16 protein-coding genes are annotated in these 15308 nt (G+C 50.6%); 6 read left to right on the top strand and 10 right to left on the bottom strand.

Annotated features, from left to right (window positions below):
* Window positions 1-68 precede the first annotated feature (68 nt).
* Window positions 69-689: a transglutaminase-like cysteine peptidase gene (locus PsAD5_RS15370; protein WP_057462527.1), complete on the top strand. Its 621-nt coding sequence runs from the start codon at window positions 69-71 to the stop codon at window positions 687-689.
* A gap of 77 nt (window positions 690-766) precedes the next feature.
* On the opposite strand, the gene PsAD5_RS15375 is transcribed toward PsAD5_RS15370, so the two are convergent.
* The 6 genes from PsAD5_RS15375 to PsAD5_RS15400 all read right to left on the bottom strand — a co-directional run bounded on the left by PsAD5_RS15375 (window position 767) and on the right by PsAD5_RS15400 (window position 4898).
* On the bottom strand, window positions 767-1294 hold the full coding sequence (locus PsAD5_RS15375) for a gamma carbonic anhydrase family protein (protein WP_063292722.1): 528 nt from the start codon (window positions 1292-1294) through the stop codon (window positions 767-769).
* Between the two features lie 55 nt (window positions 1295-1349).
* A complete protein-coding gene (locus tag PsAD5_RS15380; protein ID WP_063292723.1) occupies window positions 1350-1664 on the bottom strand; it encodes a DUF6949 family protein in 315 nt (104 codons plus the stop codon).
* A 260-nt stretch (window positions 1665-1924) separates the two neighbouring features.
* Window positions 1925-2140 carry a DUF3126 family protein gene (locus tag PsAD5_RS15385; protein WP_063289535.1) on the bottom strand — a complete coding sequence of 72 codons (216 nt, stop codon included), beginning with the start codon at window positions 2138-2140 and terminating at the stop codon, window positions 1925-1927.
* A gap of 82 nt (window positions 2141-2222) precedes the next feature.
* Window positions 2223-3071: a serine O-acetyltransferase gene (gene cysE / locus PsAD5_RS15390; protein ID WP_063289536.1), complete on the bottom strand. Its 849-nt coding sequence runs from the start codon at window positions 3069-3071 to the stop codon at window positions 2223-2225.
* 205 nt (window positions 3072-3276) lie between these two features.
* Window positions 3277-4149, bottom strand: coding sequence for an alpha/beta fold hydrolase (locus PsAD5_RS15395; RefSeq protein ID WP_063292724.1), 873 nt, complete (start codon window positions 4147-4149; stop codon window positions 3277-3279).
* Window positions 4146-4898, bottom strand: coding sequence for an alpha/beta fold hydrolase (locus PsAD5_RS15400; RefSeq protein ID WP_063289538.1), 753 nt, complete (start codon window positions 4896-4898; stop codon window positions 4146-4148). Before PsAD5_RS15400 ends, PsAD5_RS15395 begins: the two co-directional genes overlap by 4 nt.
* A 290-nt stretch (window positions 4899-5188) precedes the next feature.
* Between PsAD5_RS15400 and PsAD5_RS15405 the strand changes: the two genes are divergently transcribed.
* The 4 genes from PsAD5_RS15405 to gpt all read left to right on the top strand — a co-directional run bounded on the left by PsAD5_RS15405 (window position 5189) and on the right by gpt (window position 8135).
* Entirely contained in the window at window positions 5189-5434 is a 246-nt protein-coding gene (locus PsAD5_RS15405; RefSeq protein ID WP_063292823.1) for a zinc-finger domain-containing protein, read from the top strand.
* A gap of 98 nt (window positions 5435-5532) precedes the next feature.
* Window positions 5533-6732, top strand: coding sequence for an FAD-dependent oxidoreductase (locus PsAD5_RS15410; protein ID WP_063292725.1), 1200 nt, complete (start codon window positions 5533-5535; stop codon window positions 6730-6732).
* Window positions 6733-6880: 148 nt separating this feature from the next.
* Entirely contained in the window at window positions 6881-7621 is a 741-nt protein-coding gene (locus PsAD5_RS15415; RefSeq protein WP_063289540.1) for a competence/damage-inducible protein A, read from the top strand.
* 10 nt (window positions 7622-7631) lie between these two features.
* The gene (gpt, locus tag PsAD5_RS15420) at window positions 7632-8135 is read left to right on the top strand and encodes a xanthine phosphoribosyltransferase (protein WP_057462537.1); all 504 of its coding nucleotides are present in this window, start codon (window positions 7632-7634) and stop codon (window positions 8133-8135) included.
* Window positions 8136-8196: 61 nt separating this feature from the next.
* Here the strand turns inward: gpt and PsAD5_RS15425 are convergent, their stop codons facing one another.
* The 4 genes from PsAD5_RS15425 to PsAD5_RS15440 all read right to left on the bottom strand — a co-directional run bounded on the left by PsAD5_RS15425 (window position 8197) and on the right by PsAD5_RS15440 (window position 12651).
* On the bottom strand, window positions 8197-8730 hold the full coding sequence (locus tag PsAD5_RS15425) for a hypothetical protein (RefSeq protein ID WP_063292726.1): 534 nt from the start codon (window positions 8728-8730) through the stop codon (window positions 8197-8199).
* A 91-nt stretch (window positions 8731-8821) separates the two neighbouring features.
* Window positions 8822-9526, bottom strand: a complete 705-nt coding sequence (sfsA, locus tag PsAD5_RS15430; protein ID WP_063292727.1) for a DNA/RNA nuclease SfsA — start codon at window positions 9524-9526, stop codon at window positions 8822-8824.
* Window positions 9527-9549: 23 nt separating this feature from the next.
* On the bottom strand, window positions 9550-11001 hold the full coding sequence (locus PsAD5_RS15435) for a TrkH family potassium uptake protein (protein ID WP_063307918.1): 1452 nt from the start codon (window positions 10999-11001) through the stop codon (window positions 9550-9552).
* A 234-nt stretch (window positions 11002-11235) separates the two neighbouring features.
* Window positions 11236-12651 (bottom strand): TrkH family potassium uptake protein, encoded by a 1416-nt coding sequence (locus PsAD5_RS15440; RefSeq protein ID WP_082830723.1) that lies wholly within the window; start codon window positions 12649-12651, stop codon window positions 11236-11238.
* 1027 nt (window positions 12652-13678) lie between these two features.
* On the opposite strand from PsAD5_RS15440, the gene PsAD5_RS15445 reads away from it, so the two are divergent.
* Window positions 13679-15196, top strand: a complete 1518-nt coding sequence (locus PsAD5_RS15445; RefSeq protein WP_208981974.1) for a DUF3360 family protein — start codon at window positions 13679-13681, stop codon at window positions 15194-15196.
* Window positions 15197-15308: the final 112 nt, after the last annotated feature.

A 15308-nucleotide genomic window follows, 5' to 3' on the forward strand; every position in this document is an offset into this window, starting at 1 on the left:
TAAAGATTATAACCAAATAAAAATGCGCGAAGGAAAGTAGAGCCTGCCATGATTGGAGGGCGCTACTTGTGTTTGAGTATAAGCTGTTCGCGAAAAGTGTTTTGGGGGTCGCATTGGGTGGGCTAATCAGCCTGTCTTACGCTCACGCTGAGCAAGTTCCAGGACGCTTTATGCCAATTATCGGACAAGCCACTGCCCCCGTTGGTCATATCGAATTCTGTCAAAACTACCCGCAACAGTGCCGCTATGGTACCAACACGCCGTTGGTTGTCCGCTTGACCAAAGAGCGCTGGCAGGAATTGCTGGATGTAAACGCCTCAATCAACACACAAGTTCGCCCGCTAACAGACGAGCAACTGTTCGGAGTGCCTGAATACTGGACATACCCGCAAGGTGCTGGTGATTGCGAAGAATACGTTCTGGAAAAACAGCGGCAACTCATTGCCTTGGGCTGGCCGCCAAGCTCCCTGCTCATAACGGTCGTGAAAGACCTGAGTAATGGCGGGCACGCTGTGTTAAGCGTGCGCACTGACCAGGGAGATCTCATTCTCGATAATCAGATCTCTTCGATTTTACCCTGGTACTCAACCCCATACCGCTACGTAAAACGCCAGTCCGCTCGCCACGCTTCTGCCTGGTCCGCTATTTCGGATAAACGCGTCACCACTGTTGCAAGTATTCCAGAATAAAGCTGCCATGGTCTTGGCAAACAACAAAGCCGCGGGAAATGCCGCGGCTTGTTTTGTTTTCAAAAATCGTGATGGCTTCAGAGTTCAACCAGCTGCTCTTTAAAGCGCTGTGCATTCATCACATAGCCATCTGCTGAGCGGATAAGCATCGCCTGTGCTTCATCATCCAACTCACGAACCACCTTCCCCGGCATTCCCACAACCAGAGAACCATCTGGAATAATCTTGCCTTCAGGAACCAGTGCATTTGCACCTATAATACAGCCCTTACCAATCTTAGCACCATTCAGGATTGTCGCGCCCATGCCAATAAGCGAGCCCTCCCCCACAGTGCATCCATGCAAAATCGCCTTGTGACCAACCGTACAGTTTGCGCCAACAACCAGCGGATACCCCAAATCTGTATGAAGAACTGATCCGTCCTGAATGTTAGACCGCACACCAATATGGATAAGCTCATTGTCACCGCGCAAAACAGCGCCAAACCAAATATTCGCTTCTTCATCCAGCTGCACATGCCCAATCAGACTTGCACATGGCGCGACCCAGTAGTTTCCATTTTCAGGAACATTAGGGCTTCTGTCTCCAAGCTTATAAAAAGGCACAAGGTTCTCCTAGATTGCACAAATCAAATCCCGCGCAATCTAGCATATGGCTTGCTCAAAGTGCCAAGAGAAAACTCAAAACAAACGTACCGGAAAGAATGCTCCACATAGCGGTGAGCCCTCCTGCGGCGGCCAGCATCTTGGGGCTAAATGACTCGCGGTAATAACCCTGAATCGCATTGCGCATAAATATAAAAGGACCAGCAACAAGCCATAACCCGACAACAATAAACCAGGACAACGGCCCTTTCATCTCAGCAAAAAATCGCGGTGGCTCCCCAGTCACCAAGTGATAGAAGCTACCCAGAATTCCCGCAGTCACAAAACCAGAAGCCGCTATAAACGCGGCCAACAACAAATCGCCCAGCATGCACTTCCCCCATTCTCAGCTGGCTCAATCCAGCTCAAACGCGTTACTGTGCAGTTGAAAGCAATTCCTATGCCGCGTGCTATCCTCGAGTTAACCTCCTGTTAATATTTACATATGAAATCCACATAGGAAATTCAGGCAGGCGAACAAACTCCATCCCGTTTCAATTCAGGACGCCCACAGCCCTTAGGAGTCTCATTTTGATGCAAAAAGGGCCCCAAAACGGAGCCCTTCAAATCAATCAGATTTTGCGTGAAGCCTTAGAGGCCTTCCACGTCAATATCAAGGATAGCCATCTGGAAGTTCCAGCTCAGTTCGCCATCTTCCTCGTCGCGGAAGATAACGCCAAGAAACTCATCCTTGATATAAACTTCTGCGGAATCATCTTTACGAGGACGCGCACGCACTTCAAGTTCTGGCGACTTGAAAGTATTGCGCATGTAGGTTTGCACCTTACGAATTTCATCAGGCTTCACAGCCGTCTCCTTACCAATTTCACTTCAAACTTGGGGCACAAACTATACAAGTTTATCGTCCTGCCAACCCTAGGAAACTAGCTTATCCTTGTTTGTTTTGCGAGGAAAGTCCTTGACCTTGACCGATCATTTGATCCATGGCACGAGCCGGCTGGTCGCAACCAGCTTCACCCACAACCTTGGCAGGAACACCCGCCACAGTCGTGCACGGATCAACGTCTTTAAGAACCACAGATCCTGCTGCAACACGTGAGCAATGGCCAATTTCCAGATTGCCTAGAACTTTGGCACCCGCACCAATCAGCACGCCCTGACGGATCTTCGGATGACGGTCGCCAGAGACCTTGCCCGTACCACCAAGTGTCACACCTTGCAGAATAGAGACATCGTCTTCAATAACAGCAGTGCCGCCAACCACAATGCCGGTACCATGGTCAAAGAAAACGCCCCGCCCGATTGGAACCTGAGGATGAATATCCATCTGGAACACTTCAGAGCAACGGCTTTGCAGGTAAAGCGCGAAATCCTCTCGCCCCTGCTTCCACAACCAGTTGGCTAACCGGTGTGTCTGCAGCGCATGGAACCCTTTGAAATAAAGCAGAGGTTCCAGAAACCGGTCACAGGCAGGATCGCGATCAAAAACAGCACCCAGATCAACACGGAAGGCCTGAACAATATCAGGAGCCTGATCCAGAACATCCAAATAAGTCTGGCGAATAAGAGAAGAAGAGACAACCACATGGCCTAGCCGGTCAGCCACACGATGAACAATCGCTTCCTCTAATGAAGAGTGGTTCAGCACCGTCTCGTAAACAAAAGACGCAAGTGCTGGCTCAGAGCTGGCCATCGCCTGGGCTTCGGCTTTCACGCGATCCCAAACAGGATCATGCGATGCGAACTCCTTGGGGCTACTTGAAGAAAATTGCACCATGAAAGAGCGTTCCTTTATGGATAGGACCTATTCAACCTTACATAGGTGCAGACTGTCTCGATCCAAGCCCCACCCACTCACTATGAATTATCCGCCTATAGTACATCACGCAGTATTGCCATTAGAGAAAGCGCGTACCAAACCTACATAGGTAATTAGAAAGTGAACCTACATTTCTTTCAAAAACCAGAAAACGGTTCTAATTTTAAGCTGCCGCTTGGTACTCTTTTAAAAATGGCATGATCGCAGCAGTGAAAATATCATTCACATCGCCTGCCACCATATGACCAGCTTCTTTCACATCTGTGAATTGAGCATGGGGAACCAATGCGAGAAATTCATCTACATGGCTCTGTTTCACAAGCTCTGATGCCGCTCCACGAACAAGCATACTCGGCACTTTGAGATTAGCCGCCGCCTCCAACAGCTCACTCTGCACCTTGTCTTTCAAATCAGCACGATCAGCGTGATGCGTGATAAAGCGAGGGTCCCAGTGCCAACGATAGCGGCCATCTTCCCGTAAACGCAGGTTTTTCGAAAGGCCATCTAATGTCTTAGGGCGCTTTCGATGCGGAAGATAAGAGGCAATCATATCCGCCGCTTCTTCCACACTGCCAAACCCGTCCTCGACCTTTTCAGCCATAAACGACAGGATCTTACTCACTCCGCCTTCATCTAGGCGCGGGGTCACGTCAACCAGAATAACGCCAGCCAACACACCTGGACGCAAAACACCCTCAGCCAGAATAGACGCAAGACCACCTAATGAGGCACCGATCGCAATTGGTTTGAAACCGGTTTCCTCATAGATTTGCGCGGCAGCTGCAGCAACATCTGCACCGAAGTCAGAAAAGAAGTATTTCTCCCCTTCAACCCACGCACTGTCCCCGTGTCCACGCATATCAAGACAAAACGCCTGCATACCTGCATTGGCGATCATCTCAGCAGTCTTGCCCCACGAATGTCTCGTCTGCCCGCCACCATGCATCATCATCACCGGCTGACCTTTTGAGCCGAACCGGTCTGCAACAATACGGTTGCCATCGGCTCCGATAAATTCGTGGGTGCCTCTATTCATGAAAATTGCTCCAAAAACTCTAATGTGCCTTTTTTGAAAATCTTGTCGCCAACAGCGGTCATATGGTCCCGGTTGGTAATCTCCAAATAACTGGCATTCGGCATAAGATCAGCAAGCGCCTTAGGATCACCGGCCACATCATCGTTTGTACCAACAGCAACAAGTGTCGGCGCTGTAATCTTAGAGACCATATCCTCAGAAATAGGCTTCCGGGCTGACTGCATACACGCTGCCAGCGCACGCCGGTCTGATTTGGTCTGCTCGGCAAAGGCTCTGAAGGCACGACCCGTCCGGTCTTTCACATCAGAGATCTTGTCAGCCAACAGCCCTTCAATGATTGGTTCAGGATTACCAACACCAGAAATCAACCCATACCCCATCCCGCCAAGCGACAGCGAGCGCACCCGGTCCGGTGCTTGCAGCGCACAAAACGCAGAAATGCGGGTGCCCATGGAATAGCCAAGCAAATCCGCTCTATCGATATAGAGATGATCCAGCAGTTTCAGCGCATCTTCGGCCATAACCGGAGCGCCATAATCCTCTGCATTGTAGTACTTGTAGCTTTCACCATGACCACGATTATCAATCGCAATCACACGGCGGCCATCCTTCACCAACAAATCAACCCAGCCGGGATACACCCAGTTGACGAACTTGTTGGATGCGAATCCGTGGATCAGCAGGATTGGGTCGCCCTCTCCTTCATCAAGATAAGCGATAGGGTGATCATTATTATTGAATATTGGCATATTACCTAACGTTTACGTAAAGGAAAACTATGGGATCATGGGAGGGTAAATGTAAGGATGGAGAAAGAAAAGGCCAAAGAACTATCAATTTGGACTAGTCCATCAACTATTCACAGAGGCTGAGACAACACCAGTTCCGCGGTAAAACCTCGGTCCTAGGTGAAAAAACGCAGTACAGTTGTGGACCGCATCGATCTCAAGGCAATCAATCAGCGAGAAAAACTGTCTTTTTAACCAGAACCAATTTAATGTCGGCGGCAAATTTTTGTTCCATGGAGCTTGGCGAAAAAATGGCCGGTAAAGTCGTACCCCACTTTCACAACACCAATGGCGTTGACGCCATTAAAATCGGCGCCAAAGAATTTATGTGCATTGGCGCACGCCCCCCACAGGACCACCCACACGTCTTCCTCGACATGGGTGCTGATGACAACATAATCTGCCCATACTGCTCAACGCTTTACCACTACGATGCTGCACTCGGTTCTGCAGAATCTAATCCGGCTGACTGCGCCTGGGCACCTGATGCGGCCTAACAACCGCGTCATTTGATCGATAAAACAAATAAACAGTAATCACATTACTTTGCCTGATCCCGATAACCTCAGGCAAAGCACGGCAGGCAAGCTGCGTAATGATACCAAAAAATATTGCTATCGCAGGAGCCGGGATCGCCGGACTTACAGCTGCGTTATACCTTGCCCGTAAGGGCCACAGTGTTTTCCTGTTCGACGCTGCCCCAGAGCTTTCCGAAGTCGGCGCGGGAATTCAGCTATCTCCCAATGCAATGAGATGTTTGCAGGCTCTTGGCTTAGGCCCTGCACTCATGTCCAGAGCCGTCTCTCCGGCCAGCGTCAATATACGCTCCGGCCAGGATGGGTCTCAACTTGCAACCGTTCCCCTTGGCCGCATTGCTGAAGACCGCTATGGCGCGCCATACTATGTGATCCACCGGGCAGATCTGCAACAGCTGTTATTGGAAGCTGTCCAGAACACACCGGAAGTCACTCTGCGGCTGGATACCAAGGTAGAATCCGCCGAAATCAACGGTGATACTGTCAAGCTCAAGGGAGCGGCTTTCTCAGAAGCTCTTGCAGGTATACCGGATCAGTTTGACCTGCTCATCGGCGCTGACGGTGTCCGTTCAAGCATCCGCCAGACCACATTGGGTGGTGCACCTGCCAAACACACCGGTTTCGTGGCCTACAGAGCAACAGCAGAGCCGCCCTTCAATCTGGAACCTCTCCTGAGCACCTCGGGCCTGTGGCTCGCTCGTGACGCTCATCTGGTTCAGTATCCAGTAAAGAATGGCAAGCTGCTCAACATCGTCGCCATCACGAGGGAAGACTGGGAAGAAGACAGTTGGTCCCATCCGGTTGGCAGTGATCATGTCCGCAAGCACTTTCGCAACTGGGCACCAGAGGCCTTGCGTCTGGTCTACCTGCCGGAAACATGGACCCGTTGGTCATTGTGCGAGGTCGACACCCGCCCTGCATGGACCCAGGGCCCTGTTACTATTATTGGTGACGCCGCCCACGCGATCCTGCCATTTTCAGCTCAAGGTGCTGCAATGGCAATCGAAGATGCTGCAGTCCTGTCCAAAATGGTCGACAAACACGGGGCAACACCACAGGCCCTTCAGGCCTATGAGACTGCCCGCCGACCACGCATCGAAAAAATGAGCAAGCTCGTTAAGTGGAATGACTGGGTCTACCATATGGGCTTCCCTCTTCGTATTGCACGAGATCTCGTCATGCGCTCTAACACCCCAAGTCAGCTTCTTGATCGGTTTAACTGGATCTATGAATGGACGCCGGAAGACCATACCGAATAAAAACTGATACGTGTTCCCGAAAAGTGGGTCCGGTTTTCGAGTAAGAATACGCATAAGAATAAGCAGCTATAGCTTGGCGCGTGAATGCAGATGAACGCGGCACGCTCTGGCTGTCAAAGCCACCCATATTTCAGGAATACAGAAAGCCATGACCAATAAGATCATCACAGCGGGATATGTCGTTATTGGCGATGAAATCCTGTCTGGTCGCACCAAAGACAAAAACATCGGCTTTCTGGCAAGCTATCTCACGGATATCGGCATCGACCTGTCTGAAGTGCGTGTCGTGCCTGACGTAGAAGAAAAGATCGTCGAAGCCGTCAACGCTCTACGCGCAGAATACACCTACGTGTTCACATCCGGCGGGATCGGCCCGACACACGATGACATCACAGCAGATGCCATCGCAAAGGCTTTTGGTGTCTCAATTGATCTGGACCCACGCGCTTACAAGCTTCTGGAAGATCACTACGGCGCTGAGAACTTTACCCCTGCCCGCAAGCGCATGGCCCGTCTGCCTGATGGCGCCGACCTGATTGAAAACAAGGTGTCCATCGCACCCGGCTTCAGAATGGAAAACGTGCACGTCATGGCAGGCGTACCAGCCATCATGCAATCCATGGTCGATGCCATCGCACCAACGCTGAAAACCAGTCAAAAGATGCTTTCTGTGACTATTGAAGCCACTCTTCCTGAGAGTCGCATTGCCACAGACCTAGGGGAAATCCAGAAAAACTTCCCCGAAACCTCAATTGGCTCCTATCCGCAGTCAAAAGATGGAGTATTTTCCACACAGGTTGTTGTGCGATCTAGGTCAAATGATGTACTGGAACAGGCCAGTGAAGCCGTCCGAGCAGCCGTAGAAGCTGCAAAGACAAAATTTCTTTGAAAGAAGACACATGGATAATCAGCAGCAATCCAAAGCATTCCCGGTCTCTTGGGACCAATTCCACCGCGATTGCCGTGCCCTCTCTTGGCGCCTCGCCGACAAAGGCGAATTTACAGCGATTGTAGCCATCACACGTGGTGGCCTTGTTCCAGCTGGCATTATTGCGCGCGAATTGGGTGTTCGCACCATCGAAACAGTTTGCATTGCATCTTACCACGACTACGACGATCAGGGCGAGTTGAAGGTCATCAAGCCAATCGACCCGAAAGTGGTCGGCTCTGAAGGCGGTGAAGGCATTCTCATCATCGACGATCTGGTCGACACCGGTAAGACTGCAAAAGTTGTTCGCGAAATGCTGCCAAAAGCACACTTTGCAACCGTATACGCCAAGCCAATGGGTCGCGATCTGGCTGATACCATTGTGACTGAAGTTTCTCAGGATACCTGGGTGTACTTCCCATGGGATCTGGGCATGCAGTTCCAGCCGCCAATCTCTAAAGATACAGCAGGCTAATCAGCCCGCCGGAATTCTGCATAAGAGTTTCAAAAGCCTCGGCCTCACCGCCGGGGCTTTTTTAGTGCTCGGTTACTTGCCGAGCTTCACGCTCACGCAGCCATCTAACCAAATAATGCATCACAATCACTGCAGGAACGATAATAAACAGGCGATACAAAATAAGAAAAAACACAAAAACTTCGGCAAAAATAATCGCTAGAGGTGCCCCTAGAATAAACATGCCCCATTCTAGGAACCCGACTTGAAACAACGGACCAATAAATGCGACCAGAGGCAAAAACAAGACAACAATGGTCGTGTATATGAGTGTTACCCAAGCAATAATCTTGCATACAGTTCGCCCAGATGCCTGCAAGCCATCGCCTCTTGACTGACCTATTCCTGAAGCGAACCATATAGAGACCACAAAAACAACGGGCGAATGACCTGTTATCAGACTCACAGTTACATAACTAGAAACTGCGTCTAGAGAATAGAAAACAGGCAAGGATAATATGATCGCTGCTGTCGTTAAGACTGCAATAACACCAACTACAACATTGGGAACAGTCAGCCTCTTATAGAAAGCACGCCCCATCTCACAAAGGAACATATGCACAACAACCCAAGATTACAGAACTAAAACAATGCAATCATTATAGGAGGTCTATGCAATCATTGAAACTTGAAATCCCTCGCCTGCCTTAACACCGCATCTCGATGACCCGATCAGCAATGATCTCATCAGTATCCAGCCGGCATCCAATCGCGTAGACTTCAACACCTGCCTTTACAGCCGCATCAAAAGCCTCACCATATTTCGGGTCAATATCACGCGCCAGAACAAGCGCATCGCAATCATCACGTTGGATCAGAAACACCATAGCAGAACGATGGCCTTCCCGGACCATATCAGCAAGCTCATCCAGATGCTTTGCACCACGCGCGGTCACAGCATCCGGGAACTCGGCAATCCCACCTTCGCGGGCCAGCGTAACGTTTTTCACCTCAACATAGGTGCGCTTGTCGCCCTCACCTTCCAGCAAAATGTCGATGCGGGAGTTCTTGCCATACTTCACTTCACGGCGAAGCTTTTCATAACCGACAAGCTCAGGAATACGCCCTGCTTCAATCGCCTCTTCGACCAGGCCATTCGGACGGCTGGTATTGATGCCCACCATCGCACCGTCAATCTCGAGCATTTCCCAGGAGTATTTCAACTTGCGCTTTGGATCATCATTAGGCGTCAGCCAAACCTTAATGCCAGGATCTTTCAAACCCATCATGGAGCCCGAGTTGGCGCAGTGCGCTGTGATTTCAGCACCGCCATCATCGAGGGCCACATCAGCCAGAAACCGTTTGTAACGCTTAATCAGCCGGCCAGTGACCAGCGGTACATCAAATTGCATAGCGACCTTCCAAATTACTCAGATTATTTGGACCAGAAATCAGGATCCAGAAGAATAAGAACCGTGAACAGTTCCAGACGCCCCAGCAACATTGCAGCACACAAAATCCATTTCACTGGATCAGGCAGCGCCGCAAAGTTGCCAGATGGCCCGATCATGGTGCCAAGGCCCGGGCCAACGTTACCAACGGATGTCGCAGCGGCAGACACAGCGGTCACCAGATCCAGATGGAACAGAGAAAGGATCAGCGTCAGAATACCAACAGTACCGATGTAAACCACAAGGAACGCAAGAACGGAGAACGTCAGTTCTGGTGTCAGGTGCGTGTTACCATAGCTCACAGAGATCACACGGTTAGGCCGCACCATCCGCCGCATATGCGCAATCACGGTTCCGAAGAACACGAGAAAACGGAAGACCTTGATGCCGCCCGTTGTCGAGCCTGTACAGCCACCAACAAACTTGAGCAGAAACGCAAGTCCAATCACCGGAGCACCCCAGGAGGTGTAATCCCCCATGGCATAGCCAGTGCCCGTCACCACAGAAATCACGTTAAACGCAGATTGCAGGATCGCACTGCCAAAACTATCAGCATTGCCAGAAGTACCGAGATAAATCGTCAGTGCAAGAGAGATCAGACCGACCAGCCACAAAAATGCCCGTACCTGCGGATCACGCCAAAGCAACAGCGGCTGCCCGCGCAACGCCTGAATGATCAGCACAAACGGCAGCGCGCCCACAATCATGAAGACAACCGCAATCCAACCAGTCACCGGATTGGTAAAATACCCGAAGGAGTTATCATGCGTGGAATAACCACCTGTCGCAATTGTCGTGAGACCATGGTTGAACGCATCAAACATCGTCATGCCAGAGAACCAGTAAAGCACGATGCAAAGGCTGGTCAGAAACAGGTACGTCAAACTGATCAGACGGATCAACTCAATGGAACGGCTAACAATCTTCTCGCTCTGGTCGGAGCTTTCTGTCTGAAACAGCTGCATTCCACCAATGCGCAGGAACGGTAAAAGCACGATCGCCATAACGACAATCCCAACACCGCCCATCCACTGCATCAGCGAACGCCACACAAGCAGCCCCGGTGGAAGTGAATCAAGCCCGGTCAGCACAGTAGAGCCGGTGGTGGTGAATCCCGACACGGCCTCAAACGCAGCATCAACATACGCAATACCCAGCCACAAAAACGGCAGAGCCCCAAACGCAGGCAACGAGACCCAGCATAGAGTTGTCAGGATAAAGGTCTGGCGTGTGTCCAGCCCGTCACGCAGCGCACCACCCATGGCCACGATTAGCAACATGCCAACCAGACCGGTAATTAACGATGAAATAATAAAGGCTTGCCAGTCAGCATTACGCGACACAACATCCACAAATGCAGGGACAAGCATGGCAGCAGCGAGGCCAACATAAAGGTACCCAAGCACACTTAAAACCGGTCGTATGGAAACCAAAATCAATCCGCCGATATAAAATCCAATTTAACCCGCCCGCTAGTCACATATTGTCCCTTAACGGACGAGATTGGAACGGTATGCTCTCAAACATTTATGAAGCATTGGTTTTAGGCCACTTAGTGATATCTGGCAATTGAATTAATCGGGCAACTACCTATTCACACAACAAGAATGAAACCGGACAGCCCAAACATGCTCAATGCACGAAATCCCTAGTCTTTCAGGGACGTAGCGTCAACGCCAGAATTGAGGATTAAACAGCACCAGCACCGTAAAGAGTTCCAATCTCCCCAGCAACATTGCCGCAGAAAGTACAATTTTCGCACTGTTGGGGATGTCAGCAAAGTTTCCAACGGGGCCAACCACATCACCAAGTCCCGGACCGACATTAGAAACCGCAGTCGTCGCTGCACTCATAGCCGTCACCAGATCCAGTCCCAGTCCACCAAGAATGACGGTAATCAACCCCACAGTGGCCATATAGACCACTAAAAACGCAAGAACCGAGAACGCCAGTTCAGGCGTGATCTTTGTATCGCCATACCGGACAGGAACCACCTGATCAGGCCGGATCATCTTATTCATGTACGCACGAACAGTGCCAAAGAACACGATAAACCGGAAAATCTTGATGCCACCACTGGTCGAGCCTGTACAGCCACCAATAAACGTCAACATCAGGAAGAAGCCCATCATCGGCGGGCCCCACGCCGTATAATCACCAAGTCCATAGCCCGTTGTGGTGATGATTGAAATCACCACAAACAGCGCTTCAACCACTGCACGGCCAAACGTGAACTTATTTTCAATGCCAAGATACAGAGCAGTCAAACTGGAAAGGACAATGATAACAAAGATAAAGACTCGTGCCTGAGGATCCTGCAGAAGTGCTTTCGGATTCTTGGTCAAGGATTTGATTAACACAACAAACGGCAGTCCTGAGGCCAGCATAAAGACCACAGCCACCCATTCTGCAGCAGTGCTCTCAAAATATGCAAAGGACGCATCGTGAGTAGAAAAACCACCAGAGGATAATGTCGTCATTGCATGGTTCACTGCATCAAACAACGTCATTCCAGAAAACACATAAAGGATCGTGCAGGTCAGCGTCAGCATGATGTAGACGCCACCAATCAAGCGCGTCAGATCAGTCGCACGGGCAACAATCTTCTCTCCACGGTCAGAACTTTCTGTCCGAAACAGCTGCATCCCGCCAATACGCAGCAAAGGCATGAGCAAGATCGCCATAACGATGATGCCAACACCGCCGATCCACTGGGTCAGGGAACGCCAGAACAACAAACCAGGAGGCATACCATCCAGACCAATCAGGACCGTGGATCCAGTTGTCGTAAACCCCGAGACGCTCTCAAAAAAAGCGTTCTCAAAGCCGATCCCAAGGCTGAGAAAGGGCAGAGCGCCGCAGACTGGCATCACAATCCACGATGCTGTGGTCAGCAAAAACGCCTGTCGAATGGTGAGATGCTCAAGTTTGTAATTGGCCGTAGAAACAGCAAGCAGCAGGCCAAGTAAGCCAACAAACAGAGAAGAGAGTGCAAATGCAATCCAGTCTGGATTGCTGAAGTAAATGTCCAGCAATGCAGGTGCCAGCATCAAAATAGCCAGCCCAACCAGAAAATATCCAAGCACCCGTAATACGGGACCCACCAGTGCCATAATATCTCTCATTTCAAGATGGGCTTCGCCTCGGGCGAGCGCACCAACACGCTTTAATCTCAAATCCTACTGAAACTCGGTTAAACTTCTCAGCAAACAGACACAACAAATCGGTTCGATGATTTTTGAGGTTACTGGGAAGTGAAAATTTGAAGGCTCATAACGAGCCCGTAGATAAGTCCGGCAAGATGGATCGCCTATCTACGCCAAAAGTAGGGGGCAGCCAAGTTTTTTCTTATCCGGAATGCTCTCACCCCGGCAAAGTGCATAGCCATCGAGGTACAATTTTACCGGGCGTGGAGCCAACTTGGTGTCAGCAAAGTCCAATTTAAACTCAGAAAAACACTTGTATTACAAGTTCCCACAGCGCTGCGACAATACTACCTATAAGTCATTCTACCGCGACAGGATGTGATCCTCAGATCACGTTTTTCATTAGCCTTAACACCCGCTCAAAGTGAATTAATTTCATTATACTGTTGTTTTAAATAAGATATTGCAGCCTGAAATTTCACAGCACCTAAAAACAAGGCAATTCAACAAAATCAATTAGATAGCTCATATTGTCGCAGTTTTTCATCTTATAGATTTCATCAATGACGCGATAGACTCATACGATTTTATTTAAGCTGCGTCCTTCTGCAAGTTCTCGCTGAACACCGTAAGCTTCCCTACGTCATTTCAGGTAGGGGCCTTTCGGAACTGAAGAACAGGGGAAGGGTATTCATGGTCTGAATTTGTGGTTTGCACGGTCTCTTGAAAAGACCCTGGAACCCGAAAGGAAAGTTACAGCGAGTTTGAAGCCGCTGACGCAGTTGCACTTTAACACCTCCCATTAAGCTGCAACTCAAAACCCGAAAATCCTGACGGTTCCAACTCCTCCCAGCAAACCAGAAATCAAGGCCATGACGTGAGATGCCTTCATCAGCTTCGCTCACCAAGCAAGCACCGTGAAGCCACACTCTCCTTTCCTCCGTCAGTTTTATGGAGAATGGCTGTTATGCTTCAGCAGACAGACAAACACGAAGAATCCTATAGCGAGGCACACAAGCCTGCGAGCAAGTTCGAACAACGGTCTGATTATCTGGACCACGAACTCCAGATCATGAAACCACGCCGTTGGGGTCTCAACCTGCCGGGCCGCGACTTCCGTTTTGAAATGGAAGATTTTGTTCCCGCAATTGCAGGAACAATCGGCATCTCCGTGATGTACTCTGCGGTTATGACAGCATGGGCAACCGGCCTCACAGCAAAATGGCCACACGTCAATCTTGGTGCTGAGTGGATCATTGAAGTGGTCCGCGTTGAGATGCTCATCCCGGCCCTGCTCTTCTGCATCATCGGCTCTGGTTTCCTCAACCCACGTGCAAACCTTGCAGGCAACCACGGTCCAATGATCCCACTCATTGGCTCCATCGCTCTTGCAGGCGCACACCCTCTGGCACTGGCAGCACTCGTCTGTGCCTTCGGCCTCCTCCTCAGTTACTTCAAAGGTGGCTCTCGTCTGGTGAACCTAACCAGTCAGGGTGTTGCTGGCGGTTTGCTCGTGTTCCTTGGCTTCATGGGGGCAAAGGGGCAAATCACATCCCTCTTCAGCTGGGCTGGCGGCCTGCAGGCGAAGCATGACCTTGCTTACAGCCTCTCTTACGTCGCTCTGGCGATCTTTGCCGTCAACATCGTGCTCTACGCCTTCCTCGCAAAGGTCGGTAAGCGCTGGCTCGCAATTCCAGCTTGCTCCGTCATCGCGGTAGTTCTGGCTCTCGCACTTGGCGCTGGTGTTGACCTTCAGTTCACCACAGCTCCTGGCCTGCCAAACATGAACCCATGGTACTGGTGGGGATCTACCGAGACCGGCTGGCAGCTTGGCATCCCTAGCTTCAACCACTTCGTTGCATCTCTGCCTTGGGCAATTCTGGCAGTCGCAATGTGGTCCCCGGACTTCCTAGGTCACCGTATCTTCCAGGAACTCAACTACCCTAAGAACACAGATAAGGTTCTGATGGACGTTGATGACACCATGACCTGCTGCTCCCTGCGTCAGTTCACCGGCACATTCTTCGGCGGTGGTAACATCACCTCCTCTTGGGGCACCTACATGATCCCAGCAGCAATCGCGAAGCGTCCAATCCCTGCAGGCGCAATCCTGCTCGGCGCACTGTGCATCGTTATCGCTACCATCGGCTACCCAATGGACGTAGCAGTATGGCAGCCCGTGATGTCCTGTGCTCTTCTGGTTGGTGTGTTCCTTCCACTTCTGGAAGCTGGCCTGCAGATGGTAAAATCCAGCAACGACACCAACTCCGCTGGTATCTGCATCTTCGCAGCAATCGTGACCAACCCTGTTCTGGCATGGGCAATCACCATGTTCCTCGACAACAATGGTCTCATTGGCGACAAGGAACGTGCAGAACGTCTGAGCTTTGCAGACCGCATCATCATTCCAGCAGGTGCAGTGATCATCTGTACTCTGGCAATGGCTGCAGTTGGCATGCTCCCAGGTATTCCAGCTCTCTTGTAAGCTAAACCACACCAAATCTTAAAAGCGCATCGCCCAGCGGTGCGCTTTTTTCGTTTCCTTAGGCACTGCGACAATACGCACCTGCGTAAAACCTGACGTCAGTAACGCACAG

This window comes from Pseudovibrio sp. Ad5, from assembly GCF_001623095.1.
Classification (GTDB): domain Bacteria; phylum Pseudomonadota; class Alphaproteobacteria; order Rhizobiales; family Stappiaceae; genus Pseudovibrio.

Bases quoted from the DNA above. Each gene is read 5' to 3' on its own strand.
- PsAD5_RS15380 (WP_063292723.1), bottom strand. From the start codon at position 1,664: ATGCTGGGCGATTTGTTGTTGGCCGCGTTTATAGCGGCTTCTGGTTTT.
- cysE (WP_063289536.1), bottom strand. From the start codon at position 3,071: ATGGTGCAATTTTCTTCAAGTAGCCCCAAGGAGTTCGCATCGCATGAT.
- PsAD5_RS15395 (WP_063292724.1), bottom strand. From the start codon at position 4,149: ATGAATAGAGGCACCCACGAATTTATCGGAGCCGATGGCAACCGTATT.
- PsAD5_RS15400 (WP_063289538.1), bottom strand. From the start codon at position 4,898: ATGCCAATATTCAATAATAATGATCACCCTATCGCTTATCTTGATGAA.
- PsAD5_RS15405 (WP_063292823.1), top strand. From the start codon at position 5,189: ATGGCCGGTAAAGTCGTACCCCACTTTCACAACACCAATGGCGTTGAC.
- PsAD5_RS15410 (WP_063292725.1), top strand. From the start codon at position 5,533: ATGATACCAAAAAATATTGCTATCGCAGGAGCCGGGATCGCCGGACTT.
- PsAD5_RS15415 (WP_063289540.1), top strand. From the start codon at position 6,881: ATGACCAATAAGATCATCACAGCGGGATATGTCGTTATTGGCGATGAA.
- gpt (WP_057462537.1), top strand. From the start codon at position 7,632: ATGGATAATCAGCAGCAATCCAAAGCATTCCCGGTCTCTTGGGACCAA.
- PsAD5_RS15425 (WP_063292726.1), bottom strand. From the start codon at position 8,730: ATGTTCCTTTGTGAGATGGGGCGTGCTTTCTATAAGAGGCTGACTGTT.
- sfsA (WP_063292727.1), bottom strand. From the start codon at position 9,526: ATGCAATTTGATGTACCGCTGGTCACTGGCCGGCTGATTAAGCGTTAC.
- PsAD5_RS15445 (WP_208981974.1), top strand. From the start codon at position 13,679: ATGCTTCAGCAGACAGACAAACACGAAGAATCCTATAGCGAGGCACAC.